Raw genomic sequence first — 23,008 nt, forward strand, 5'->3', positions numbered from 1 at the left:
TCATTAAAATCAATCTCTTCCCTAGTATTCTATAGAACTGACAGGATTTCATTGGCATTTCTGGAAGCAACAGGCCGAAATGATCGGATATTGATTGTCCCAAAGGTGGACGCAGCCGCATCCAGATCGTACAATGCCATCCCTTCTGGGAGGACGCGCGATGCCTATCTTCATGGACCGGCACTTTCTCGAGGGAACGTCGGCGGCCGACGTTGCCCGGGCGCACCGCATGGATCTCGACATTCAGGATCGCTACGACGTCAAATTTCTCACCTATTGGTTCGACCAGCAGCGCGGGACCGTCTTCTGTCTCGTCGATGCGCCTGACATGGAGACCGCCCAATGTGTGCATCGCGATGCGCACGGTTTCGTCGCCAACGAGATCGTCGAGGTCGCGTTGTCTGCGGTCGAGGCTTTTCTCGGCCGAATTCATGACCTCGAGCCGGCGGCTGGCCAATCCTCGGCGCAGGTGGATCCCGGCCACCGGGCAATCCTCTTCACCGATATCGTCGGATCGACCGAGATGACGGCGCGGCTCGGCGACCGCATAGGGACCGAAATGGTGAGAGCCCATGACGCGATCGTGCGCCGATGCCTTGGCCAAACGTCAGGCCGGGAAGTGAAACACACCGGCGACGGCATCATGGCCGCCTTTTCCGCCACATCAGCCGCCGTCGAATGCGCCATGACGATCCAGCAGGAATTCAAGCGTTACAACGGCGGAAACGCCGAGCCGATCCACATCCGCATCGGGCTTGATTGCGGCGAGCCGGTCGAGGACAGCAATGACCTCTTCGGATCGACGGTGCAGCTTGCGGCGCGCCTTTGTGCGGTTGCCGCCAGCGACCAGATTCTCGTCTCGGAGAATATTTTCCGGGAGTATGGTGCCGCCGATCTCTTCGGCCACGCCACGCGCCGTCGGCTCAAGGGGTTTTCGAAGCCTATGATGGTCTTCCGATGCGAATGGGCGAATGGCGGGCATGCTTGACGTGACGCTTTGTGGCGAGGGCGGGGCAGCCGACATCGAACGCAAGACGCGCCGCACATGATGTGACGGCGCGCCCCTGCCTACTCAGTATCATCAGGCATTGCCGATATTTCGATCGCCCATCAGCTGTTCGAATTTGGGGGCGCCCTCGACCTTGGCCAGCACACCCGACATCTTCAGAAACCGCCGGAAATTCTCGCGCGCAGCACTCAGCGGGAAACGGCCGCTGGCCGTGTCTCTGCACGCCTTCAACAGCGTGTCATATGCCAGACCTCGCTTGTCCTCCGGCCATTCACCGAGAATATCGAAGATTTCATCGAGACACGTGATCTCAGCGATGAAATGCTGACGATGAAGCAAAACCGGATCGAACCGAGTTTCATTCATAGTATTCCTCCCATTTATATTACTTTTTTATGGGATAATATTACTGAAAAACCATAATTTATTCAAGACAAAAACGGCTGTTTTTCGCTGAAACCATCGGCAACTACTTCCATAATGACAGAATAGCTCGATCAGATTATCTTGAGTGAATTGATCAGCGATCTAGCTTCAAGGCTCCACAAGCTAACGTGACGGCATGGTAGATTGTGACCAGGATCAACCTCGCAAGGAGACGTTCAATGAATCGATTTCTCACATTGGTGGCTGCCGGAATGCTGATCGGTGTGTCTGCGATCACGTCTTCCTGCACCTCGCCCAGCAAGCACGATCGCGAAGATTTTCAGTATCAACGGGATACATCGGTAAACCCGGCATGCGCGGGTGGCTTCAGGCCCGGTAACGCGCGCTCGTGCAGTTATTGATGGCGCTGGCGCCCGACATTCGTTCAGCGCTTCGCTGAGATTGCCGGGCCGCCGAAGTGCGAGATGCTGCTGAACCCCGCTTCCCAGGAGAGCAGCCGCGGTATCACCGCGTCGTGAGGCGCGCTGCAGCAACGGGAATGGTTAGGGAACCGCAAGCCCCGCCCGCAGTTAGGTCAACGGGTCACGGTTGGCTCAATTCAAACAGGAGAACGGTTCCCAATGAACAATTTGATCTGGCTTGTCGGCGCTGTCGTTATCGTGCTCGCGATTTTGAGTTTCTTCGGCTTTCGCTGAGTAAGACGTCACTGACGGAAGTTGTGGCGGCTCGACCGGTTTGTCCTCGCGGCGACAGACGGACGAATCTGGCCGCGGCTCCGATAATTATGATCGCGTGAGGGTTGGCTGGATGTTACGATGCGATATGACAAAAGAAACGAAATCAGGTCGGCCTGCTGAATCCGGTCGATTTGTCACACGTCCGATCGGTGAAAAGAAGGCGGCGAAATTTGCCGAGGTCGAAGGTTTGAAGCTGAGTGCCGGTTCCAAGGCGCTGTCGCAGAAACTGACGTCCGGCGACCTTAAGGGGGACGCTTACCGCCGAGAGATAGTCAAAGCTTTCAAGAAAGTCTGACGGGTGGTCCGCTACAATGCCGTCGAGGACCCGCTCTGTTATCCGGGCACTCACGTCCTGGTCAATAAAGCCGATATCGAAGATCAGGATCAGCTTGACCAATTCGAGCAGCTCATGTTCGACTCTCGTGCCACGGAATCCCTCCCGAACGGCAACTTGGATTTCGCGCATTATGGCGCGCTACACTACCATTTTTTCCAGGATGTATACGGCTGGGCCGGGAATATTCGTACCATCCGCACAGGCAAGGGTGACAACTGGTTCGGTTTTCCCGAATACATCGAGGCGGAGGCCAAACGACTGTTTGCTCAATTGGCAAGCCGCGGATATCTCGCAACGGCCGAAACAAAGGACGCCTTTGCCGAAGGTTCCGCATGGTTTTTGGGGGAAATCAACGCGATCCATCCATTCCGTGAGGGCAATGGACGTATCCAGCTGGTCTTCCTCACGATGCTGGCGCGCAATGCAGGATATGAGGTCGATGAAGGCGAACTACGCCCTGGGCCGTTTCTACAAGCGATGATCAAAAGCTTCCACCGCGAGCTGGCACCTCTTGTCAACGAAATCCGGCGAATGATTTAGGCTTACTGCCCGACAAAAGGACCGCAGCGGGCGTTGGCGACGTGTCGCGATGGGTGGGTTGAAGGCGGCGGTTCGTGAATTGCCCGCCTGAGTTCGGAACGCGGCTATTCGATCGCGACTAACTCCTCGCGACAAACAAGCAATCTCGCACGCCCTTCGAAAAACCATGGTGAAGCATCGGGGTCGCACCGGGATTCATGCCCGTTTTGTTGACGATCCACCGAATGATGTGTGGATCACCCCCCTCGACGTCCTTTACAGTCAAGCGTTTCGGCCTCCCGGAGCCGATCGTGAGGGAAATCGATGGATCGTCCTACTGCCGCAGATGACGCGACTCAATCCAGGAAGCGGGCTGCAAAATCCGATCAGCCGGATGGGTTTGCCCGGGAAGTTTCAGCCATCAAAGTTGGCGACTGCCTGCTGGGTTACAAGGCCGTGCAGCGCCGCGCGCGGGGCGGCCGCTGGAACCACTTCCGCGGCCGGATGCGCGAGATCGAGAAATTGATAAGGCATCGCCATGGCGACATCGTGCCCGAGGCGGATGACGCATTGATCTATGTCGAGGTGATCGCCAGCCTCGCCCTCGTGGAATTCAAGGAAGCGTTTGTCGACGTGGTTCTCGGCTGGGCGGCACGCTGGCTGCCTTGGGCTGGGAAAGCCGACATTGAGGACGTGATCTACGAGAGAACGAAGGTGCGGTTTTCCTCGCTGTCGGCCGACGCGCTCGGCCACGCTCTGCATTTGAGCTACTCGGAGCGCTGCGCCCTCGATATCCGCACGATCGGGGCCTTCGATGTGCCGAAAGGGAAAAGAGCAAAACTTCAAAAACAAAGGCGGCGGCAGCGGGACCGAAGCCGGAAAGAGCAGCAACGCCGTGCCGCAGGCGCGCTTCCCAGAGCCGATTATCTCGCCAATTCTTTCAGCCAAGCGCGCCCCTGGGAGGCTTTCGGCATCAGCCGCCGGACATGGGAGCGTCGCGGCAAACCGATGCCGGAGGCCGAGATGCTATCGGATTGCGTCTCGATCTCGCTTGCCGCCTAAAGCGCGTCGCGATCTTTCAGATTCGCTCCTCGCGCTTTAGGTCTTTGTTTTTACGCATGTCGTTGCGGCAAAAGCGCTTCGCGCTTTGCCTGGGAAAACCGCTGCACACTTTTGCGCGACATGCTTTAGCTTCTTGCGATTTTCAGCCTGGCGCTCCGAACCAGGTGTTCATCGCCTCGCGCAGACCATCCTGCGTCCCCTCACCGACCCACGCGACATAGCNCCTAAAGCGCGTCGCGATCTTTCAGATTCGCTCCTCGCGCTTTAGGTCTTTGTTTTTACGCATGTCGTTGCGGCAAAAGCGCTTCGCGCTTTGCCTGGGAAAACCGCTGCACACTTTTGCGCGACATGCTTTAGCTTCTTGCGATTTTCAGCCTGGCGCTCCGAACCAGGTGTTCATCGCCTCGCGCAGACCATCCTGCGTCCCCTCACCGACCCACGCGACATAGCCATCGGGTCGGATCAAAATTGCAGTCGGTGCAGAGACCGCACCCAGCCCAGGCAGCTCCCACGCACCATCACAGCCGGCGTCAACCAGCTGGACGCGGTCTGACCACGGCGTGATGTCGAGACTGCCGGGCGTGCCGAGATTCACGAGCATCGGCCGCGCATTTTGGAGCAGCGTATAGACGCGCAAGGGGCCATCGAGCGTGGTGAGGTCGAGGTCGGGCATGCGGCGGCCGAGCAGCGGATGCCCGTCGCCAAGGTCGTAGTGGATGGCCAGGCCGGACATTTCGGCGGCGATCCTTTTGCGCGGCTCCTGCATGGCGAGCAGCTCCAAGACCACGTCCCGCAGGGCTTCGGTTCGGTCATCGGTCCGTTGCAAGGCGACCTGTGCCATCGTCGTCCGCAACACGCGGGCGGCCACTGGATGGCGCTCGGCGTGGTAGGTGTCGAGCAAGCTTTCCGGCGATATGCACTTCACCACCTGGGCCAGCTTCCAGCCCAGATTCACGGCATCCTGCACACCGGTATTGAGGCCCTGCCCGCCCACCGGAGAATGCACATGCGCGGCATCGCCAGCCAGGAGAACGCGGCCCTTGCGGTAGGCCGACGCCTGCCGCGACATGTCGGTGAACCTGGAAATCCAGGTCAGACCATGGATTCCGTAATCCGTTCCGCATGCGGCGATCAGGCCTTCTTTGAGATCGCCGAGCGTCGGTTCGCTCGTGGCGCTGGCATTCTTTTCCGTCACCATGACATTGATCGGACCTTCGCTGGCAAAGACGACCTTGCCGTCGCGAATTTCATATTCCTCCCGGCCGAAGGCATGCATGCCGAGCGCGGTGCGATGGACGCCAAGTGGCGGCTCCTCCTCCATCTCGGCCTCGGCGAGAATGTTGCTCGTCGTCGCATCCCATCCTGGAAATTCAATGCCGGCCATCTTGCGAACCAGACTGCGGCCGCCATCGCAGCCGACGAGATAACCTGCCCTCAACGAAGCCCCATCGGAGAGTTCGATGGTGACGCCGGTGTCGTCCTGCTGAAAGGACGTCAGTTCGCGGCCGCGATAGATCGGCACCGGCAACTCGCCGACCCATCCGGCCAGAATGCGCTCAATATGCTTCTGCCGCAGCGCCAGACCATAATTATGCCGGGTCGGAAAATCGCTGATATCCAGCCGCGTGACCGCAAATCCGGTGACCTGGGCGATCTGGCCCTCCGCCAGAAACCGCTCGACGATGCCGCGCTGGTCGAGAACCTCGAGCGTGCGCGCGCTCAGACCGCCGGCGCGCGAACCGACGATCTCCTGGTTCCGCCGGCGTTCGATGATCGCGACATCGACGCCCGCCAAGGCCAATTCGCCCGCCAGCATCAGGCCGGTCGGCCCCCCTCCGGCAATAACGACTGCATGCTCCATCGTCCGCTAACTCCTCTGTTCCGACTTCCGAGGGCGATATAGAGGCTCAATTGCTTCCGGGAAGCCAAATTGATGGGCTGGCCTGCTGTCGATCTTGCCTGCCGCAGGTTGTTCCCTATCAGGCTGGCTCGTGAGCCCGCTCACAAAGCCATGCGCAGAGCTGCCTGGGCGCGAGGCGGGAGTCGCCGGTGCGCATTAACGCGAAATGCCAGGCCGGCCCGGTCAGCACATATGGGAAGGGTGCGATCAGCACTCCCTTGTCCAAAAGCGGTCGAAACATGGACGGCGACAACAGCGCCACGCCGACGCCTGCCACCGCCGCACTGGCGTCCAATTCGTGCGTGGGATAATCGACCATCGCAAACCGCAGAGCCGGCGGCGTCTCGCATTGAGCGCCCTGGAACCAGGCATGCCAATCCGGATGCGGCAAAAGCTCGAAATCCGTCAGCTCATCCGGCCCGTGCAGGGTTCTCGTTCCAAGCAGTGAGGGCGCCAGCATCGGAGTTGCCTCAACCGGAGCGAGCCGATATTCGTCAAGCCCTTCCCATCCGCCACGCCCCGTCCGTATGGCGACGTCAAATGCGCTGGGATCGCGAATATCGGCGGAGACGTCGACCTCGATCGGTGATGTTCCCACTGAGTGATAGCGGGACAGCCGCGGTGCGAGCCAGCGCGAGGCGAATGTCGGAGGCGCCGTCAGCCGGAGCGGTGGCATGGCCGCCTGGAACGCATCAAGCGCGCCGGCGATGCCATCCAATGCAGCCCGAATTCGACCCGCCAGAACAGCGGCAGCAGCCGTCGGGACAACGCGGCGCCCGGCACGCTGGAACAGCGGCTGACCAAGTTCGGTCTCCAACGACCGGATACGCAGGCTGACTGCCGCTGGGGTGAGACATAAACGCTCGGCCGCACGGGCAAAGCTGCCGGCAGAAACGCACGCTTCCAGAATTCGCAAGGACTCCAACGGCGGCCGCATGATCTCTTCGCTTTTGATGAGTTTTTCTTGTGATGCTCACAAGCAAAGCGCGTTTTGGGGACAGAGCGCTTGTAGCTAGGGTTGAAGTCAACAATAGGCGATCTGACATGACCCTGCAATCTCGGCCCTTATTCAGACTTTTCATGACACTTCATCCGGCCCTGGAGCTCGGCCAGACGCCGGCCGGAGGCCGCCGCATATTTTCCGTTTCCGGTGGATATTTTGAGGGCGAGCGCCTGAAAGGCGAAGTGTCGCCGCTGATCGGCTCCGATCTGCTGCTTGCGCGTGCAGACGGCACGTTTCAGCAGGATGCCAGGCTCCTGCTCGTCGCCGATGACGGCGATCTGATCTTGATGACCTATCGCGGCATCAGGCGCTCCACCCCGGCCGTTGACGAGCGTCTGGCGCTCGGCGAAACGGTCGACACCTCCGAATATTATCTGCGGACAACGCCCTATTTCGAGACGGCCGCGCCACGGCACGCGTGGCTCAACCAAATCGTCGCGGTTGCGCAGGGCGGACGGTGTCCGGGCGGCGTTGAGTATGACGTATTTGAAATTCTCTAAAGCGCGTCGCGATCTTTCAGATTCGCTCCTCGCGCTTTAGGTCTTTGTTTTTACGCATGTCGTTGCGGCAAAAGCGCTTCGCGCTTTGCCTGGGAAAACCGCTGCACACTTTTGCGCGACATGCTTTGGATGTGCCATCGGCGTTGGGCAACATAATGCCGCAACGGCTTCGCTCAGCAGAGGCTGATTCCGTGTCGCAGGTTGTTCTCCCTATAAATAAAGATCCCTACTGGTTGGAACGACTTGCGACAGGAATTTCTGCCTTGCTTTCCAAAGCGATGTTGCTTGCCGCTTGCGGCTTTCTTGCCGTGGAACCCGGGCGCTTCAACACGACCTGACCGGGTGGGAAGCCGATGTGGCAAGTGCTTTCCCGGGTCACCGTTTCTTCTCGAAGGGTGATCAATAAATAGTTGGTGTGATGTGCTTTACTGCGGAGCCGTGGCTTTTTGCGGAATCGTCTCAGCCGCTGGTCGCTCAGACGGATCGGCGGGATGGCCATAGATTGTGTAGGCGGCGCCGGCCAGAACGCCCAGGACGAGAAGAGCGAGTAGGTACAACATCATTCCGCGGATCGCCGTTTTCGGTGTCTTGTCCATGGGATCTCCAGGATTGCTCAGCAGTCTTTCACGGAACGAACAGGTCCGAATCCGGTTTACCCAAAATCCCTGTTACTAGCGGAGGCCACCATGTGGGCAATCCTGATCGGTGCCGCTCTCATAATCGGCGGCTTTGTTTTTCTGTTTTCGTCGGCGCTTGGTCGAAGACCGAGCGATCCGCATCACATGCCGCAAGGCGGCAGCACGCTGGAACCACGGCGCCAAGGCCTCAGGTTCCTCGGGATATCCCAGAACTGGCCAGCTCTGGCCGTTATCGCCGTCGGCGCACTTCTCCTGGCTTTTGGGGGATATTCATGAACATCCGACCGACTTGATCGCTCCAAAGGAACCTCGCGGAGCTGGTTCCACCTCAGCTCCTTCGACGGCAAAAACCCGGCTTTCACCGGGCTTTTGTTGAGGTAATTACCAAGTCTGGCGGCCATACCAATCATCGACATCGTTTCTGATACGGTCCTTTTCGATGCCGTAGCGCTCCTGGATCTTGCCTTCCAGCTGATCCCGCTTGCCGGCGATCTGGTCGAGATCGTCGTCAGTGAGTTTGCCCCACTGCTCCTTGATTTTGCCCTTCGCCTGCTTCCAATTTCCTTCGACACGATTCCAATCCATGATCTATTTCTCCTATATGTTGGTGAGAAGAAAACGGACCGCAGTGGAAGTTGGTTCCTGTGACGAAGCTGATTTTTGAACCGTCGCGTGATTCTGCGTTTGGCTGTGATTGCCTTCCAGACCATACGTGCATGTGCGCGACAGCAGCGACGCCTTTGACTGCTGATCTCAGCTAGCGGCAGTCATATTGAAGATTAGAAATGGTGAGAGCGTCGGGGTTCGAACCCGAGACCTACTGATTAAAAGTCAGTTGCTCTACCAGCTGAGCTACGCTCTCCCGCTCCGCGGGTGTGAAGCACCCCGGCTGGAAGTGGGCGGAACATAGGCAGGCGACCCATTGCGGTCAACCGAAAAATTCGGCTTTTTCCGGCAGTCGGCACATTTCTTGCGCGAGCAATGCACATCTTGCGGGGCCAAGGGCCAAGGTAAATATCTTGCGGGGGCAAGGCACATATCCAGGCTGCAGCCTCAAAGGCGCGCGGCGGCGGATGCGAGCATCATCTCCAAAATCCTTGGCAAGGTTCTGCGACCCATGACAAAACCGCAAGATCGGTCGAGCGCGTCATGTCGGCATGCGCTTATCTCATGCTGCCACGGAGGACGGAACGATGAAGGCGGCGCTTCAAAACTACCATGACCGGATGCAGCGGGTGCTTGACTACATAGATCGGCATCTGGACGACGATCTGGACCTGGAAACGGTGAGCGGTGTTGCGGCGTTCTCGAAGTTTCATTTCCACCGGCAGTTCACGGCGACCTTCGGTCTATCCGTGTATCGTTATATCCAGCTTGCCCGGATGAAGCGCGCTTCGCACCGGCTGGCCTACAGGGATGCCCAAAGTGTCACCGATATAGCGATGGATGCCGGTTACGATGCACCTGATGCCTTCGCCCGCGCCTTTCGGCAACGGTTCGGGCAATCGCCTTCGTCGTTCCGGAAATCTCCCGACTGGGAGCCGTGGCTTGCGGCCTTCGGGCCCCTCGACAACGCAAGGAGCAAGCGCATGCAGAAGACTTTTACCACTGACGACGTGACGATTCGCAATGTGCCTCCGACACCGGTGGCGATTATCGAGCATCGGGGCGACCCGGCGACGCTCGGCGCCACCATCCAGCGGTTCATCGCCTGGCGCCAGGCCGCCGGCCTGCACCCCAAGACAAATCCGACCTTCAATGTCTGGCGGTCCGAGCGGCGCCCTGCCTCGCCTGCCGATTACAGCGTGGACCTCTGTGTCGGGACCGACCAACCGATCGAGCCGAACGGCGCGCAGGTCAAGGCCGGCGAAATCCCCGGCGGACGTTGCGCGGTGCTGCGCATCGTCGGCAACACCGACAATCTGGAGCCCGCCGCGCTCTATCTTTATCGCGACTGGCTTCCGGTGAGCGGCGAGGAAGCACGCGACTTCCCGATCTATTGCCAGCGGCTGAGCTTCTTTCCGGAGGTGGCGGAGCATGAGGCGGTCGCGGAACTGTTTTTGCCGCTGAAATAGCATTCTATGGCCGCGGCCTGTCGCTCCCGATCGCTGGGAAATCTACGGGCCATTATCCGCCCATTCTCCGTCTCTACCGGTTCGAGGCTAAGCAAAGCGCAAAAAGGTGATTGGCAATCCCGGCCTCGCAAAGCTAGGAACATCATGCAGATTGCAGCCGGAGAGAATGTGTGTCGATTGCCGATATTTCCCTGTGGAGCGCGCTGATTGCCGGGGCGCTTTCCTTTCTTTCGCCCTGCGTGCTTCCCCTCGTCCCACCCTATCTCTGCTATATGGCCGGCATTTCGGTCGAGCAGTTCCGTGGCGGCGGTGCGGTTGCCGTCGCGCCCGATGTCCGGCGCGGCGTGTTGTTCTCCGCCCTGCTGTTCACGCTCGGCTTTGCCACGGTCTTCGTGGCGCTCGGCGCCGGCGCCTCCGGCATCGGCATGGCGCTTCGCCAGCATCTCGACCTGTTATCGAAGCTCGGCGGGCTGATTATCATCGTCATGGGGCTGAATTTCCTCGGCCTCTTCCGCATCGGGGTCCTTGCCCGCGAGGCGCGTTTCCAAGGCGGCGGCAAGCCGGCGACGCTGACGGGGGCCTATGTCATGGGCCTTGCCTTCGCCTTCGGCTGGACGCCTTGCATCGGCCCTGTGCTCGGCGCGATCCTCGGTGTCGCCGCCTCGCGCGAGACGGTCGGCTCCGGCGCCGGGCTGCTTGCCGTCTATTCCCTCGGCCTGGCAATCCCCTTCTGGATCGCCGCCGGATTTTCCGGCGCCTTCATGCGCTTCCTGTCGCGCTTCCGCCGGCATCTCGGCACGGTGGAAAAGGTGATGGGTGTCTTCCTGGTGCTGACCGGCCTTGCCTTCCTGTTCGGATGGGTCAGCGACGTGGCCATCTGGTTTCAGCAGACCTTCCCGATTCTGATGCAGATCGGCTAGGCGTCCAGTTGCCGATTTTCTCGGCTATGGCAGCAGGTGCGTGGGCTCCTCAGAAATAGCGCGGCGCCCACAATTCGGTGCAAATTGCTCTCTTAAAAAAGTCAGAGGTCAGCGGGGGCGTTTAATTGCGTCGTTTGTACGGACGTGCATATTCGTTCTCGCATTTGCCGACTTCCTGCTCCGGAATGTCCAAATTCGTCTCGTAATCCCGGCCAATGTCCATATCTGTCTCTCAAGCCAGATCCAATCACCAGTCTTCTGGCGTCCGCGATCTTCGATCTAGCGTTGGCTAGATTGAGTCGACGAAGTCCCTGAGCTGCCATCGGCTCCGCCTAAGGAGCCGATGAGGAAAGGGACACGAGCTTCAACGACTTCTAGTCGAAAGGCGGTCGTACCAGCAGAGGCTACGCGAGTGCGTAGCAGCCTGCTTTCCCCCCAAATTCTGCAAACTACCGACGCGATCGCTCTCACCGTTTCCTCGACGAAGCGCTCAAACTGGCGCAGGGAACCGATGTTCGCAGGCAGGACGTAAGGAGCCTCGACCCGCCTGCCTGCCTGCGTCACCGACATTTGGGCCGCATCGAGCAACCGATGCAGGTAGACGCCGTCTGCAAAGGTTGGCGCCGAGTTGCTACCGGACAGAATGTCTCGTGCCACCGCCGCGTGCTGATTTCCCAACTCCGTCACGCTGGACGGCTGATCTGGAAGTCCCAGAATGCGATCGTAATCCGGGTGTCAATCGGCGTCCAAAATTCACCCCTTATCGGCATCCAATTTTTGCACGCCGAAACACAAATTGGCTCTTATCCTGAGCACAACGTTCGCGATTGAAGCGACACCCGCTGCTGCAACACCGAACGCGATGACGGGCGTAGCCGGGTAGACCACGAAATAGGCGCTAGGAAACTGACCCATGCCGGAGTAGTTGAAATATCCTGAAACTGCGATGACAGCGCAGAATGTGAGCCAGCCGCAGAAGAGGTATCTGACAAACACCGACCGGTCCATTGTCGCGGCGATCATGCCAAGGATGACCGTTCCTACGATCGCGGCAACGAGCATATCGAGCCAAGGCTCCGGGTAGACAATGACGGCGGGTATCTTATGGCAGGTCGATGGGTCGAATTGCATGAACTTCGAATAAGGAGCGCATTGGGTTCCAGCAGGCGTGTAATTTGCACGTCCGTAAGCGTAAGACACTAACATTGCGACCGCCGCCAAGCCTGTCGATTGCAACAGTATCAGCCGTTCTCCGATCTTGGAGAGATACTGCCCAGCTTTATCCATAAATGTTGCCGCAAGTTGTTTCACGACAAGCCGATTTCCGCCGGCGTTTGCGCCGTGCCCCGCCAGCGCACACCATTCTCGTAGGCACCGTTTACGAGCAGGTTGTGGTGAGCGTGGCCGTATCCTTGAATATTGGACGTGACGAAACGCATCGGATGGGACGGCCATCGAGCCCGAAGCAGCCTAATTCACCTCACGACCCCGATCCGCCGTCAGCACAACACTGGCGGCGGATTTGCTTTGCGCGGCGCCGATCAGTGAGCTGCGCCTGTGCTTACCTCGAGGATATCCAGTGCTTCGTCGCACACCCTGAACTCGATGCGCGCTTCTGTTTGGGCGCCATCCAACGTGTCCATGCGCATCACGTACTTTTGGAAAGCGGTGGTATCCGAGGCTTTGATGCTGGCAAGAGGATCAAGGGTCGCAAGCGCCACATCATCGTCGATACACTCGGGCTGATGGTCGGCCTCATGGTGCACAGTGCCGATATTCAGGATCGCGACGGCGCTCCCGATCTCCTGAAATCCATCAGGAACCGATGGCCATGGCTGCTTCATGTCTTCGCCGATGGCGGCCATGCGGGCGACAAGCTGAAAAAGCGGCTGAGAAAATCGGGAAATGGACACTCGAAATCATCAAACGTTCCGACAAGGCCAAGGGTTTTGAAATCCTGCCGCGCCGCTGGGTCGTCGAGCGGACCTTCGCATGGCTTGGTCGATGCCGCAGGTTGGCCAAGGACTTCGAAAAAACCGTCGCATCAGCAGAAGCGTGGATCACAATCGCCCACATCCGCATGCTCACAAGACGCCTCGCAAGATATCGATATCGTTGACCCCTTTTGGAATCCGACTCTTAGTGGCTCCGGAGTGAAAGCACCGACCACGCTTTCTTCCGCCTGTCCTCGCTGCGACGCCAAAAGTCTGGGAACCAGATCTGCAACGTTCAGCTACAGAAAGGCGCTGGACTTTCCCATGCACATTGCAAGCTGGCGCACCGCCGAAGAATATCTAGAGGTCTCAAACAGTGCGCAACCGTGAACAATTTCACTACGGGTGATGCGGCAGGTCAAAGGTTCTTCTCGAAACAACCTCCGTGATCCTCACCATCGGGAAACTTGTTCACCAGGTCGAGCCTCAATCGGTTCTGGGCATTCTGACACGCCTTCGCGGTGTTGAACTCCTGAACAATCGTGACGGTCGGCGTAGGCGACGTGCCTACGTAGAAAACAAAAATGAGTATGTGCGGCATTGGCGTTCTCCCCGATCTTTCCTAATCTCGCAAAACCAGCTTCAACGGTCTGCGATTTTCGTGACGTACAGCGCAGCCACAACCGGCAGGCCGCAATAATCGAAATAGGAAGCCACGCGTCGTCCCCACATATCCTGCCCGCCTGTCGCGCACAGCAGTATGTCACGCGGGCATGGCTGCGGTGCGACGTCTTGCCATCGATGGCGATGACCTCGGGATCGCTGTCCCTGAGCGCCTCCACCCACGCGGTGAAACAGGCTTTGAACACGTCCGCGTCGAGCGCATTGATCACGTCATTGAGGGTGTCATGGGACGGAAGACCGCGCTCAAAGTGACGAACCCACATTAAAGAGAATCCACCAAGTTGTTGATTCGCAACGGTTCACCCACCTCTATAGAGAAGCCGCATCTCTCACACGACGCTGATACCCATACCGGGCTGCTCGGAAAGGAGCCGCGCCATGTTGCCCTGGATCTCCTTCAATTCCCTATCGCCTCCGAAATCATAGAACGTATAAGCCTGCAAATGGTCCGTGCCCAGGTTACCGATGAGATGAAGCGATATCCCCCGCATCTGATCGCAGACGTCGCCGCCCTGCCTGCACTCGACGAACGCGCGGGGACATTGGTCTGCATGGGTAAAGGCCGCTTCATCGCATGCATGGCACGAGATCCGATCCGAAATGGCTTTCCAGTTCCTCGCGGCGCCAGACGGTGGTTGTTCCATTGTAGCTAAGAGTGACGGGCGCGATCCCCGCGTCCGTCAAAGATCGGAACATTTCAGGCATCATCCGCTTTCGCTTCTCAGGTAGATACCGCGCGGTCCAGAGATTGCTCGGCTCGAACTTTTCTTGGAATGCAGCGATAGATTGAGGCGTGAATGGCGGCAGCAGAAGGCCAGCCTTTGCAACTGCTGAGAAGCCCCGTCTCTTGGAGCCGCGTTCGATAGGTGGCCTCCAGCTTCGAAAGCGGTACGCGGAGGATTTCCGGACTTTCCGTGACTTCGGAGAGAACCGAACGCACCTCGTCCAAGTTCTCGACATACACCGTCTCGAGTATCGAGGTGCAGGGCGAGGCTTCACGGCACCGGCTCCCCTCAGCACTTGGGCATCAGCTCGTTCCGGCCGACGCCGCCTTGCTCCTAAAGCCCTTCGCGACGAACTTCCAGGAACTGTCGTCCGCACCCGTGATGGCGATCTCTGCTGCGGCTTCGCGTCATCGTCTGCTCCCAAATCCTTCCATGCGACGACCCTTGGCCGACAGTTGCGGCTTGTGACGAGCCGCGCCTGATATCCGTTCGCGACATCACTGATTTGCACCGCAGCATCGCGAAAGCTGGAGATGATCGCGCTCAAGGGGATTGGCAGCCGCACGATCTGTATCACGATGCCGACCTCTTACCGCCTGCGGGCGCGGCATACTTTGGTCTCTGCGATACCAAGGTTCGGTAACGGCCCGGTCGGCTCCGCCACAAGCTTTCTCATTCAACGCCACTTAACCTGACTAAGGAACCGTACAATGGACTTGCTTGCTCTTGCAAAGGACATCTCCGATCGCGTGGAGGCGGAAGCGTTCACCGCTAAGGTGCCGGTAACCGTCACCGTCATCGACGTTCACGGGAATCCGGTACTGCAGCATAGGATAAATGGCGCACTTGCCTTCTCGATGTTGATCTCCCACCGCAAGGCTTACACCGCCGCACTCACACAGCAACGAACATCCGACCTGTTTGATCTCGTACAGCCTGGAAAAGAGCTATTCCATTTGATGTCGCAAGACAGCTTCTGCGCCATGGGAGGAGGCGCGCCCCTTGTCTACGAGGGCGTGGTCGTCGGTGGCGTCGGAATAAGCGGCGGGACCGTCGCCCAGGACATTGGTATCCTCGAGGCGGCGCTTCGGCCACGAAAGAGCGACGTCTCTGCGCGCCCAGCAGGGTGAAGCCGATTCAGATGCTCGGCCAGCCCATTCCACAGCGCGTCCAAACCCGTGCGCTGGCTATCAACAGGCGCAACGGAAGAGGCCTCGCATTTCTCGAAACGAAAGCCGCCATCTTCTCGGGAACCTGAAATTGGCTGTTCGGCTTGATCCTCCACGAGTACAAAAAGAGGCCGCAGATGCACGATCTACCGGCCTCTTTTTCGCTTGCCGTTGATCGGTCTAGGCGACGACGGCGGCGCCAGCTTTCAAACTGGTGAGAAGCTTGATGAGCGCCTGCGCTCCCGCGGTGGAAGATGCCGGGTTCTGCCCGGTGATCAATCTGCCGTCGGTGATAGCGAAGCTCTCCCAGTTCGCCTTCTTCTCATAGAGACCGCCGAGACGTTTGAGCTCGTCCTCAACGAGGAAAGGAACGACCTTCGTCAGTTGCACTTCCTCCTCCTCGCCATTGGTAAAACCCGTCACCCGCTTTCCCTTGACGATCGGAGCGCCTTTATGGGTGACGCGGTGAAGCACGGCCGGCGCGTGGCAGACTGCCGCCACCGGCTTGCCGGAGTTGTAAAAGGACTCGATCAGCTTGATGGACTCCGGATTGTCCACGAGATCCCACATGGGACCATGGCCACCGGGATAAAAGACGGCGTCGAAATCTTCGGAACGGGCTTCGCTTAGTTTCTTGGTGCTCGCAAAAACCTTCTGCGCGGCCTCGTCGGCCTTGAACCGCGTCATGGCGGGCGTCTGATTTTCCGGCAGATCGCTCTTCGGGTCGATCGGAGGTTGACCGCCTTTGGGGGACACGAGTGTCAAGTCGACGCCTGCATCGCGGAAGACGTAATACGGTGCGGCGCCCTCCTCCAGCCAAAAACCAGTCTTGCGCCCCGTGCTTCCGAGGGTGTCGTGCGAGGTGAATACCATAAGGATCTTCATGCCTAAGCTCCTTCCACTTTTCTGAATTTGCAGCCGATCGGCTGCACGACTGGGAGCATGTCTTGGATCAGCCGGATTTGCATGTGCACGTTAGTATCGCCGATACCTTGGTATTGGTGGACCTACCAGACCGAGAGGTGTGTGCCTATGAGAGCTCGCCCGTCAGGAACTGCGCGCTGCCCATGCCGAACGACCAGTCCTCGTCCGAGTTGATATGCAGAGAGACCATCACGTCAGATGGCGCCACGTCGCAGCGAGCCTGGAGCGCACGCGTGAGGCTTGAATAGAAGGCCACCTTGGCATCTCGAGACCTCGGGCGGCTGGTTATTTCGAGCAGTAGGAACTTCTCGGTCCGGGTGATGTCGAGCCCAGTGTCAAGCGCGCGAATATTCGACGCCTCGTGCTCTTGAAGGATCTGGTATCTGTCTCTCCGCGGAACGCCGAAAGTCTCCACGACGACGTCGTGAATGGTATCAAGCAGCACGTCGACCTCCTGTGGCGAACGACCTTTCAGGATATGGATTTTGACGAGGGGCATTGGTGTCTCCAAAATTGCCGAAAACAGTGTCGCTGAGAACTGTCCTCCTGCTAGGTGGCCAAGGCTATTGCACGATGGCATTTCCGACGCCTCGACGGCACGGAGAAGCGATAGCGGTTCCTTGCCGCAGCACCAGGCACGCCGACTGGCTGGGATGAACCCACTTCGCTCACAGCATGCTCCGCATCCTGTTTGCCGAGCTGAGAGCTTCGGCTCCTTGCGTTCAGTTGGATCCGGCCGGCGGCGAAAAACGCACACGCCGCCGGTGATCACCGGCGGCGTGCATATTCTTCCTCTGGAATACCGTGAGGTCAGGCTTTGCCTTCAGCCTTCTTCTTCCGGTATTGGACGGTTGGAAGGCCGCCCCAGCCCCAGTTGTCCAAGTCGACTTCCTCGATCACCACGTAAGTCGACTCCAGCGGCTTGTTGAGGACGTCGAGCATGACCTGGCTGACGCCCGCGATGATTGCGGCTTTCTCCTCGGGAGTTACCGACGCGCGGTCTGGGGTCGTGCCTTCACGGGTTACTTGCACGGTGACTATGGGCATTTGCTATTCTCCTTGTTCGATGACTTCGTCGATCTGCTAGGCGGCCATTGCAGCGAGGTGCTTCTCAAGTTCGTCGACATCCGCATACCCAGCGCCGACCTTGCCGAGAGTTCCAGCCTTGTTCAAGAACAAGGTCGGGAAGCTTGAAACACCCATTGCTCGCACCGTCGCGAAGTCCGTTGCGGCTTCTTCGATCGTGCTACGCTTATTCCATTCTGCCAGGAATTCCTCCGAGCTGACGGGATGACCGAGTTCGGCGAGTGCGCGAGATCCGGTCTCAGCCAGTACGGCGCCGTCCGTGGTGTCGAGCGCGTCGACGTAGAAGGCATGCTGGAATGCCCGGAAGACGCTCAGAAGATCGGCTTCCGGCCTGAGGATGCGGGCGGTCACCACTGCGCGGCACACGGGTTCCGTGTCATAGACAAAGCCTTTTCTGGCGAGAAGGCCTTCCCGGTTGAACGGCACGCCGCTGGCTTCCTCGACCATGCCCCAGTGGTGCAGTCTGAACTGCTTGCCCGCGTCGTCGAGAACGTCGGTCGCGCCCGCGCGCAGTCCACCGAGAATGATCTTCAAGGATAGGTCCGGACGTCGCTCAAGCAGCAGTCCCATTTGCTTGCCGAATCCATAGCACCAAGAGCACATCGGATCGGCGGCTAGTACAAGTTCCATTGTCTTTCCTTTCACTCGCTTGTCGGGCGCGCGGCATATCCACGCCACGTGCCCGCTTCCTGGTCGAGGCCTACCAGCGGCCGGCGTTCTGGCCACCGTCGACGTGTAGGATCTCTCCAGTGACGAAGCTTGCGCTCTCGAGGTAGATCACGGCCTCGACGATGTCTTCTATCTCGCCCATGTGGCCGACCGGATGGAGAGCGGAGAGGAACTCGTGAGTCTCGGGAGCGTGCATCGGGGTCTTGATGATGCCAGGAGACACGGCGTTCACCCGGACGCCCGTCTTGGCGAACTCGATGGCCAGTTCCTTCGTGACGGCGTTCAGACCGCCCTTGGTGAGCGAAGCGAGAGCCGTGGGGACGCTCGACACCGGCTGGTTTACGAGGCTCGTGGTGATGCTGACGATGTGGCCGGAGCCCTGCTTGAGCATCTCCCTCGCCGCCCGCTGCGTGATGTGGAAGAAGCCCGAAACGTTCACGCCGAAGTTCAAGTCGTAGTCTTCCTGAGTGAAGTCGACGAAAGGCTTTGCAGTGAACACGCCCGCGTTGTTGACCAACGTGTCAATCCGGCCGAAGCGTTGAATCGCCTCGCGGACGACGCGCTCTGCGGTCTCGGAATTGGAGATGTCGCCCGCCACGGCATGTACGCCGTCATCAGAACCCTGTTTGATCGAACGCGATGTGGCGACCACGCGATAGTTCCGCTCGCGATAGGCGCGGACCAGACCTTCGCCGATGCCCTGCGATGCACCGGTGATGATGGCGACCTTCTGCTGATTGCTCATGATATTACATCCTTTCAATTGCAGCGGTCCTTGTGTGGGCCGCCCTACGCCCTCGGCGTCGGTGCTACTGATTTAGATGCTCTCGCTCATCGGGAGAATTGCTAGGCAGCGGCAGTCACTGAACCGTTTTTCGGCATAATCGTTAGCGCGCTCGTCGGCGGTCGTGGACCAGTTCGCTATCCCCACACCGCCTTAGTTAGCTCCTTAGTAAATGCGGTATCTCCCTTGCGCCCCGGCAGGCGGGTCGTGATCTCCTGAACAGTCCACTCGTTTCCATCCGGGTCATGAAAAATGAAATACGATGCGTAGCTTTTCCGCTCCGGATTCAGTCCAGCCGTGATGCCCACGCCGTTGGAATGATGAAAAATCCCGCCAACGTCATGGAATGGTTCGCTCGTTTCGACGCCTCGGGATGCGAGATCGGCACGTGCTACCGGTAGATCCGAAACAACCAGGTGCAATCCCCGCGATGAACCAGCCGGGGCCGTGGTTATGTTCTGCCCGAACATCACGGAGCATCCAGATCCAGGCGGAGTGAACTGCACGATACGGTAGTCGTCGCCTTGAAAATCAATATCGAAACGCCATCCGAGTGCTGCGTAAAAACGTTTGCTTCGCTCGACGTCGGAGACGGCGATCACCGCAAGCTCGAGCGTCATCGCAACACCCGAGATGGTCTGCGGCGCTTCCTTGCTGGATGGTCTCAGTTCGCTATCCATATCAGTGCTCCTTTGAAATGATCGCCGACGGATCCTTAAGGTGGCGACGTGGCCCAAGCTTATAAACTCGCACCACGCCCGCCATTACACTTAGGTATCGCCGGCCTGGGCGCGAGCAGGACGCCGTGGGTGGGATGTACGACACCATCGTACCGTAGCACCGTCGAGCGGACGAAATCATCATAAGCCTCCGTCGCGTTAGGCGCCCAAGGCTGCGGCGAAACCCATCGGTCATTCCAGAACAGGCGAGTCAAATGGCAAATACGACAACAGTAGCCGAACCTTCCGAGCGCCCGCTCAGCACCGCAGGAGAACTGCACGAACGAGGCAGGCACCTCGACCTTGCGATAGAGGCCCTTCGTACCAAGGTCAGAAACAGAGAAGCCACGGGCTGGTTTGCTTACAAGCACGAAAAAGCACGCGGGCCAGAGCGGCCCGCTTCCTAAGGCTGTTCGAGCATACACGACCGTGGCCGTGGCCAGCGAAAGCCCAATACCAAAGTGCACTTATGGGGACTGCGCGGACCGGTTAGCTTTACTCATCGCCCACCCCTCCTGGGCGATAAGCTCTCAAGAGCACTGCGCTCCAGCACTCCTCCCCTCTGCCGGAGCGCGCGGATCCGCCAAGGTCCGCCAAGGCCGTCTCCACCCGCCCGGAGACGGCCTTTTTTTGAAGTCACACTTCCTTGGCAGGCGTCGCGCACGTTCGCGGGGATCTGGCGATCAATATCTATCCGACCATGCCACCAGCGATGAAGGAACTATCATGAAGAGCAAACGTCCGGACGGAATCAAACGTTACGACCACCCGGCCGGCGGCTGGGACGCGCTTAAGGCCGTCGCGAAGACGCTTGCTCACCAACAGATTGTCGCGCAAGGCAGCAAAACTCTACTAAAGGCCAACCAGCCGGAGGGATTCGACTGCCCAGGCTGTGCATGGCCCGACCCCAAGCACACGTCGTCGTTCGAATTCTGCGAGAATGGCGCCAAGGCGATTACGTGGGAATCCACCGCGAAGCGGACCGACGCGGAGTTCTTCAAGCAGCATAGCGTGCCCGAGCTCTGGACGTGGGCGGATCATGAGCTCGAAGACGCCGGCCGCCTGACTCTGCCGTTGCTGTACGACCCAGGCACCGAACACTTCGAACAGATCGCGTGGGACGCCGCATTCGCGCTGATCGCAGTCGAGTTGAACAAGCTCGACGATCCGGACCAGGCCGAGTTCTACACCTCCGGTCGTGCCTCGAACGAAGCAGCGTTCCTCTATCAGCTATTTGTTCGCGCCTATGGCACCAACAATTTTCCCGATTGGTCAAACATGTGTCACGAGGCTACCAGCGTGGGGCTTCCGAAATCCATCGGCGTTGGCAAGGGAACCGTCACGCTCGAAGACTTCGATCATGCGGACGCGATCTTCAGCTTTGGGCACAATCCAGGCACGAACCATCCGCGCATGATGTCGACATTGCATGAGGCGGCGCGCCGAGGCGTTCCAATCATCGTCTTCAACCCCCTGAAGGAGCGCGCGCTTGAGCGGTTCGCCGCACCTCAAGATCCGGTCGAGATGGTCACCATGTCCTCAACGCCGATCGCTTCGGCCTACCATCAAGTCCGTGTCGGCGGGGATCTGGCCGTTTTGAAAGGTATAATGAAGGCGGTGCTCGAACGAGACGTAGCAAGTCTCGCCGCGGGCGGCGCCGGCATACTTGATTGGCCGTTCATCGATCAACACACCTCAGGATTCGACATCCTACGTGCGGATATCGATGCTACCACTTGGCAAGAGATAGTCGCTGTCAGTGGCCTAACCCGGCAGGCCATCGAGAGCGCGGCCAACGTCTACGCGAATGCGAGGAACGTAATTGTCTGTTATGGCATGGGCATCACACAGCACGCCAAGGGCACGTACAACGTCCAGCAAATCGCGAACCTCCTGATGCTGCGAGGAAACATTGGTCGAGAGGGTGCGGGAATCGCGCCCATCCGAGGCCACTCCAATGTGCAAGGAGATCGGACGGTAGGAATAACCGAAATCCCCGACAAAGCGCTTCTCGATGGCATGGAACGCGCCTTTGGTTTTCGCCCGCCGAGCGACAAAGGTCACAACGCCATCGAGGCCGTGGAGGCCGCCATCGATGGCCGAGCGAAGGCGCTGATCTGTCTTGGCGGGAACCTCGCGGTCGCGATGTCCGATTCCGGGGCCACATTTTCGGGCATGCGGAGCCTTGATCTGGCCGTCCATATCGCAACGAAGCTCAGCCGATCCCATCTGCTGACGGCGAAAACCACTCTCGTTCTGCCATGTCTCGGACGGACGGACCGCGATATCCAGGCATCCGGCCGCCCAGCGGTCACTGTCGAGGATTCGATGTCCATGGTTCACGCTTCGCGAGGGTTTCTTCACCCACCTGGCGAACTTGTCCGATCCGAGCCGGCGATCATCGGAGGGATCGCAAGAGCTACGCTTGGTGACCGATATGGCATAGACTGGGAGGGTATGGTAGCGGACTACGATCGCATCCGCGACAAGATCGAGGAGGTGTTTCCCGACTTCCACGAATTCAATACTCGTGTGCGCAAACCGGGCGGCTTTAGACTTGACGTCGCTGCTTCATTTCGCCGGTGGAACACGCCTGAGCGAAAGGCGAAGTTCCTCCCGTCTCCCGGTCTCTCCGAGGATACGCCCGCCGAGAGCGAAGGCGCCTTGATGCTGACGACTATTCGAAGTCACGATCAATATAACACCACTATCTACGGATTGGACGATCGTTATCGCGGCGTATTCGGTCGGCGCGACGTGGTTTTTATGAATGCGGAAGATCTCGCGGGTCGAGGCCTTAAGGACGGCGATCGCATGGAGGTACGAGGGCTCATTGGCGAGGTCGATGACAAGCATCTCGTTAGCGGTTTCACGGCGGTAGCCTACGACATTCCGAAGGGTTCCATCGCGGGCTACTATCCAGAGATGAACGTCGTCATCTCGCTCCGACACTTCGATCGCCAGTCCGGTACGCCGTCCTACAAGGGAGTGCCAGTCAGGGTGAAACTCGCAGATTGACAAACACCGAGACGGCTAGAGGCGTAAGTTTGTCATGCAGGTCTGCCTCAAGACCCGCGAACCACGCTGATCGCGAGTAGGTGCCTGAGCCTCTCTTGCTCGGTCACTCCGTTCTGGTACCACCAAAGAAGGCCCCTCGCCGCATCCTCGGCTTCGGCGCTTTGTCTATCGTACTGTCGGTTCTCGCAATGCTCCTTGAGCAGACCACG

General features: G+C 58.9%; 22 protein-coding genes, 1 tRNA gene and 2 pseudogenes. 11 read left to right on the forward strand and 14 right to left on the reverse strand.

Features of this window, described 5'->3' with window-relative positions; genetic code table 11:
- Nucleotides 1-160: 160 nt before the first annotated feature.
- A complete protein-coding gene (locus tag HJB89_RS30890; RefSeq protein WP_207584154.1) occupies nt 161-988 on the forward strand; it encodes a nickel-binding protein in 828 nt (275 codons plus the stop codon).
- Between the two features lie 93 nt (nt 989-1,081).
- On the opposite strand, the gene HJB89_RS30895 is transcribed toward HJB89_RS30890, so the two are convergent.
- On the reverse strand, nt 1,082-1,375 hold the full coding sequence (locus HJB89_RS30895) for a DUF982 domain-containing protein (protein WP_207584153.1): 294 nt from the start codon (nt 1,373-1,375) through the stop codon (nt 1,082-1,084).
- Nucleotides 1,376-2,218: 843 nt separating this feature from the next.
- On the opposite strand from HJB89_RS30895, the gene HJB89_RS30900 reads away from it, so the two are divergent.
- The 3 genes from HJB89_RS30900 to HJB89_RS30910 all read left to right on the forward strand — a co-directional run bounded on the left by HJB89_RS30900 (nt 2,219) and on the right by HJB89_RS30910 (nt 4,051).
- The gene (locus HJB89_RS30900; RefSeq protein ID WP_207584152.1) at nt 2,219-2,428 is read left to right on the forward strand and encodes a hypothetical protein; all 210 of its coding nucleotides are present in this window, start codon (nt 2,219-2,221) and stop codon (nt 2,426-2,428) included.
- A 3-nt stretch (nt 2,429-2,431) separates the two neighbouring features.
- A complete protein-coding gene (locus tag HJB89_RS30905) occupies nt 2,432-3,010 on the forward strand; it encodes a Fic family protein (protein ID WP_207584151.1) in 579 nt (192 codons plus the stop codon).
- Between the two features lie 303 nt (nt 3,011-3,313).
- The gene (locus HJB89_RS30910) at nt 3,314-4,051 is read left to right on the forward strand and encodes a hypothetical protein (RefSeq protein ID WP_207584150.1); all 738 of its coding nucleotides are present in this window, start codon (nt 3,314-3,316) and stop codon (nt 4,049-4,051) included.
- Between the two features lie 370 nt (nt 4,052-4,421).
- Here HJB89_RS30910 and HJB89_RS30915 read toward each other — a convergent pair whose 3' ends face one another.
- On the reverse strand, nt 4,422-5,912 hold the full coding sequence (locus HJB89_RS30915) for an FAD-dependent monooxygenase (protein WP_221150916.1): 1,491 nt from the start codon (nt 5,910-5,912) through the stop codon (nt 4,422-4,424).
- 118 nt (nt 5,913-6,030) lie between these two features.
- Nucleotides 6,031-6,888: a LysR family transcriptional regulator gene (locus HJB89_RS30920; protein WP_221150917.1), complete on the reverse strand. Its 858-nt coding sequence runs from the start codon at nt 6,886-6,888 to the stop codon at nt 6,031-6,033.
- Between the two features lie 107 nt (nt 6,889-6,995).
- Here HJB89_RS30920 and HJB89_RS30925 point away from each other — a divergent pair, with 107 nt between their 5' ends.
- Nucleotides 6,996-7,454 carry a DUF3237 domain-containing protein gene (locus HJB89_RS30925; RefSeq protein WP_221150941.1) on the forward strand — a complete coding sequence of 153 codons (459 nt, stop codon included), beginning with the start codon at nt 6,996-6,998 and terminating at the stop codon, nt 7,452-7,454.
- Nucleotides 7,455-7,879: 425 nt separating this feature from the next.
- Here the strand turns inward: HJB89_RS30925 and HJB89_RS30930 are convergent, their stop codons facing one another.
- Entirely contained in the window at nt 7,880-8,050 is a 171-nt protein-coding gene (locus HJB89_RS30930; RefSeq protein WP_207584146.1) for a hypothetical protein, read from the reverse strand.
- 90 nt (nt 8,051-8,140) lie between these two features.
- Between HJB89_RS30930 and HJB89_RS30935 the strand changes: the two genes are divergently transcribed.
- Nucleotides 8,141-8,368 carry a hypothetical protein gene (locus HJB89_RS30935; RefSeq protein WP_207584145.1) on the forward strand — a complete coding sequence of 76 codons (228 nt, stop codon included), beginning with the start codon at nt 8,141-8,143 and terminating at the stop codon, nt 8,366-8,368.
- Nucleotides 8,369-8,473: 105 nt separating this feature from the next.
- On the opposite strand, the gene HJB89_RS30940 is transcribed toward HJB89_RS30935, so the two are convergent.
- On the reverse strand, nt 8,474-8,677 hold the full coding sequence (locus tag HJB89_RS30940) for a CsbD family protein (protein WP_207584144.1): 204 nt from the start codon (nt 8,675-8,677) through the stop codon (nt 8,474-8,476).
- 201 nt (nt 8,678-8,878) lie between these two features.
- Nucleotides 8,879-8,954, reverse strand: a tRNA-Lys gene (locus HJB89_RS30945).
- Nucleotides 8,955-9,285: 331 nt separating this feature from the next.
- Here HJB89_RS30945 and HJB89_RS30950 point away from each other — a divergent pair.
- Both HJB89_RS30950 and HJB89_RS30955 read left to right on the forward strand, forming a co-directional pair.
- Complete coding sequence (locus tag HJB89_RS30950) at nt 9,286-10,167, forward strand: GyrI-like domain-containing protein (protein ID WP_207584143.1); 882 nt, start codon at nt 9,286-9,288, stop codon at nt 10,165-10,167.
- Nucleotides 10,168-10,337: 170 nt separating this feature from the next.
- Entirely contained in the window at nt 10,338-11,087 is a 750-nt protein-coding gene (locus HJB89_RS30955) for a cytochrome c biogenesis CcdA family protein (RefSeq protein ID WP_207584142.1), read from the forward strand.
- Between the two features lie 753 nt (nt 11,088-11,840).
- On the opposite strand, the gene HJB89_RS30960 is transcribed toward HJB89_RS30955, so the two are convergent.
- A complete protein-coding gene (locus HJB89_RS30960; RefSeq protein ID WP_221150918.1) occupies nt 11,841-12,398 on the reverse strand; it encodes a hypothetical protein in 558 nt (185 codons plus the stop codon).
- 131 nt (nt 12,399-12,529) lie between these two features.
- Here HJB89_RS30960 and HJB89_RS30965 point away from each other — a divergent pair.
- A pseudogene (locus HJB89_RS30965) lies at nt 12,530-13,206 on the forward strand (IS5 family transposase).
- 582 nt (nt 13,207-13,788) lie between these two features.
- On the opposite strand, the pseudogene HJB89_RS33515 reads toward HJB89_RS30965, so the two are convergent.
- Nucleotides 13,789-13,953: pseudogene (locus tag HJB89_RS33515) on the reverse strand (ISAs1 family transposase); the annotation flags it as partial.
- 1,187 nt (nt 13,954-15,140) lie between these two features.
- On the opposite strand from HJB89_RS33515, the gene HJB89_RS30975 reads away from it, so the two are divergent.
- Nucleotides 15,141-15,560 carry a heme-binding protein gene (locus HJB89_RS30975; protein ID WP_221115934.1) on the forward strand — a complete coding sequence of 140 codons (420 nt, stop codon included), beginning with the start codon at nt 15,141-15,143 and terminating at the stop codon, nt 15,558-15,560.
- 219 nt (nt 15,561-15,779) lie between these two features.
- Here the strand turns inward: HJB89_RS30975 and HJB89_RS30980 are convergent, their stop codons facing one another.
- The 6 genes from HJB89_RS30980 to HJB89_RS31005 all read right to left on the reverse strand — a co-directional run bounded on the left by HJB89_RS30980 (nt 15,780) and on the right by HJB89_RS31005 (nt 19,742).
- Nucleotides 15,780-16,484: a type 1 glutamine amidotransferase domain-containing protein gene (locus tag HJB89_RS30980; protein WP_221132264.1), complete on the reverse strand. Its 705-nt coding sequence runs from the start codon at nt 16,482-16,484 to the stop codon at nt 15,780-15,782.
- Nucleotides 16,485-16,629: 145 nt separating this feature from the next.
- Complete coding sequence (locus tag HJB89_RS30985; protein WP_221150920.1) at nt 16,630-17,022, reverse strand: tautomerase family protein; 393 nt, start codon at nt 17,020-17,022, stop codon at nt 16,630-16,632.
- A 311-nt stretch (nt 17,023-17,333) separates the two neighbouring features.
- Nucleotides 17,334-17,570: a 4-oxalocrotonate tautomerase family protein gene (locus HJB89_RS30990; protein ID WP_012763342.1), complete on the reverse strand. Its 237-nt coding sequence runs from the start codon at nt 17,568-17,570 to the stop codon at nt 17,334-17,336.
- Between the two features lie 36 nt (nt 17,571-17,606).
- Nucleotides 17,607-18,239, reverse strand: coding sequence for a DsbA family protein (locus HJB89_RS30995; protein ID WP_221115932.1), 633 nt, complete (start codon nt 18,237-18,239; stop codon nt 17,607-17,609).
- A gap of 70 nt (nt 18,240-18,309) precedes the next feature.
- Complete coding sequence (locus HJB89_RS31000) at nt 18,310-19,023, reverse strand: SDR family NAD(P)-dependent oxidoreductase (RefSeq protein ID WP_221115931.1); 714 nt, start codon at nt 19,021-19,023, stop codon at nt 18,310-18,312.
- A 176-nt stretch (nt 19,024-19,199) separates the two neighbouring features.
- Nucleotides 19,200-19,742, reverse strand: coding sequence for a VOC family protein (locus HJB89_RS31005; RefSeq protein WP_221150921.1), 543 nt, complete (start codon nt 19,740-19,742; stop codon nt 19,200-19,202).
- Nucleotides 19,743-20,507: 765 nt separating this feature from the next.
- Here HJB89_RS31005 and HJB89_RS31010 point away from each other — a divergent pair.
- Nucleotides 20,508-22,799, forward strand: a complete 2,292-nt coding sequence (locus HJB89_RS31010; protein ID WP_221150922.1) for an FdhF/YdeP family oxidoreductase — start codon at nt 20,508-20,510, stop codon at nt 22,797-22,799.
- Nucleotides 22,800-23,008 lie beyond the last annotated feature (209 nt).

This window comes from Rhizobium sp. NZLR8 (assembly GCF_019685025.1).
In the GTDB taxonomy this organism is placed as follows: Bacteria; Pseudomonadota; Alphaproteobacteria; order Rhizobiales; family Rhizobiaceae; genus Rhizobium.

Excerpts from the sequence above, each read along its gene's own strand:
- HJB89_RS30890 (WP_207584154.1), top strand. The coding sequence starts at position 161 with ATGCCTATCTTCATGGACCGGCACTTTCTCGAGGGAACGTCGGCGGCC.
- HJB89_RS30925 (WP_221150941.1), top strand. The coding sequence starts at position 6,996 with ATGACCCTGCAATCTCGGCCCTTATTCAGACTTTTCATGACACTTCAT.
- HJB89_RS30990 (WP_012763342.1), bottom strand. The coding sequence starts at position 17,570 with ATGCCCATAGTCACCGTGCAAGTAACCCGTGAAGGCACGACCCCAGAC.
- HJB89_RS30915 (WP_221150916.1), bottom strand. The coding sequence starts at position 5,912 with ATGGAGCATGCAGTCGTTATTGCCGGAGGGGGGCCGACCGGCCTGATG.
- HJB89_RS30975 (WP_221115934.1), top strand. The coding sequence starts at position 15,141 with ATGGACTTGCTTGCTCTTGCAAAGGACATCTCCGATCGCGTGGAGGCG.
- HJB89_RS30930 (WP_207584146.1), bottom strand. The coding sequence starts at position 8,050 with ATGGACAAGACACCGAAAACGGCGATCCGCGGAATGATGTTGTACCTA.
- HJB89_RS30910 (WP_207584150.1), top strand. The coding sequence starts at position 3,314 with ATGGATCGTCCTACTGCCGCAGATGACGCGACTCAATCCAGGAAGCGG.
- HJB89_RS30940 (WP_207584144.1), bottom strand. The coding sequence starts at position 8,677 with ATGGATTGGAATCGTGTCGAAGGAAATTGGAAGCAGGCGAAGGGCAAA.
- HJB89_RS31005 (WP_221150921.1), bottom strand. The coding sequence starts at position 19,742 with ATGGATAGCGAACTGAGACCATCCAGCAAGGAAGCGCCGCAGACCATC.
- HJB89_RS30935 (WP_207584145.1), top strand. The coding sequence starts at position 8,141 with ATGTGGGCAATCCTGATCGGTGCCGCTCTCATAATCGGCGGCTTTGTT.
- HJB89_RS31010 (WP_221150922.1), top strand. The coding sequence starts at position 20,508 with ATGAAGAGCAAACGTCCGGACGGAATCAAACGTTACGACCACCCGGCC.
- HJB89_RS30985 (WP_221150920.1), bottom strand. The coding sequence starts at position 17,022 with ATGCCCCTCGTCAAAATCCATATCCTGAAAGGTCGTTCGCCACAGGAG.
- HJB89_RS30980 (WP_221132264.1), bottom strand. The coding sequence starts at position 16,484 with ATGAAGATCCTTATGGTATTCACCTCGCACGACACCCTCGGAAGCACG.
- HJB89_RS30900 (WP_207584152.1), top strand. The coding sequence starts at position 2,219 with ATGACAAAAGAAACGAAATCAGGTCGGCCTGCTGAATCCGGTCGATTT.
- HJB89_RS30995 (WP_221115932.1), bottom strand. The coding sequence starts at position 18,239 with ATGGAACTTGTACTAGCCGCCGATCCGATGTGCTCTTGGTGCTATGGA.
- HJB89_RS30920 (WP_221150917.1), bottom strand. The coding sequence starts at position 6,888 with ATGCGGCCGCCGTTGGAGTCCTTGCGAATTCTGGAAGCGTGCGTTTCT.
- HJB89_RS31000 (WP_221115931.1), bottom strand. The coding sequence starts at position 19,023 with ATGAGCAATCAGCAGAAGGTCGCCATCATCACCGGTGCATCGCAGGGC.
- HJB89_RS30950 (WP_207584143.1), top strand. The coding sequence starts at position 9,286 with ATGAAGGCGGCGCTTCAAAACTACCATGACCGGATGCAGCGGGTGCTT.
- HJB89_RS30895 (WP_207584153.1), bottom strand. The coding sequence starts at position 1,375 with ATGAATGAAACTCGGTTCGATCCGGTTTTGCTTCATCGTCAGCATTTC.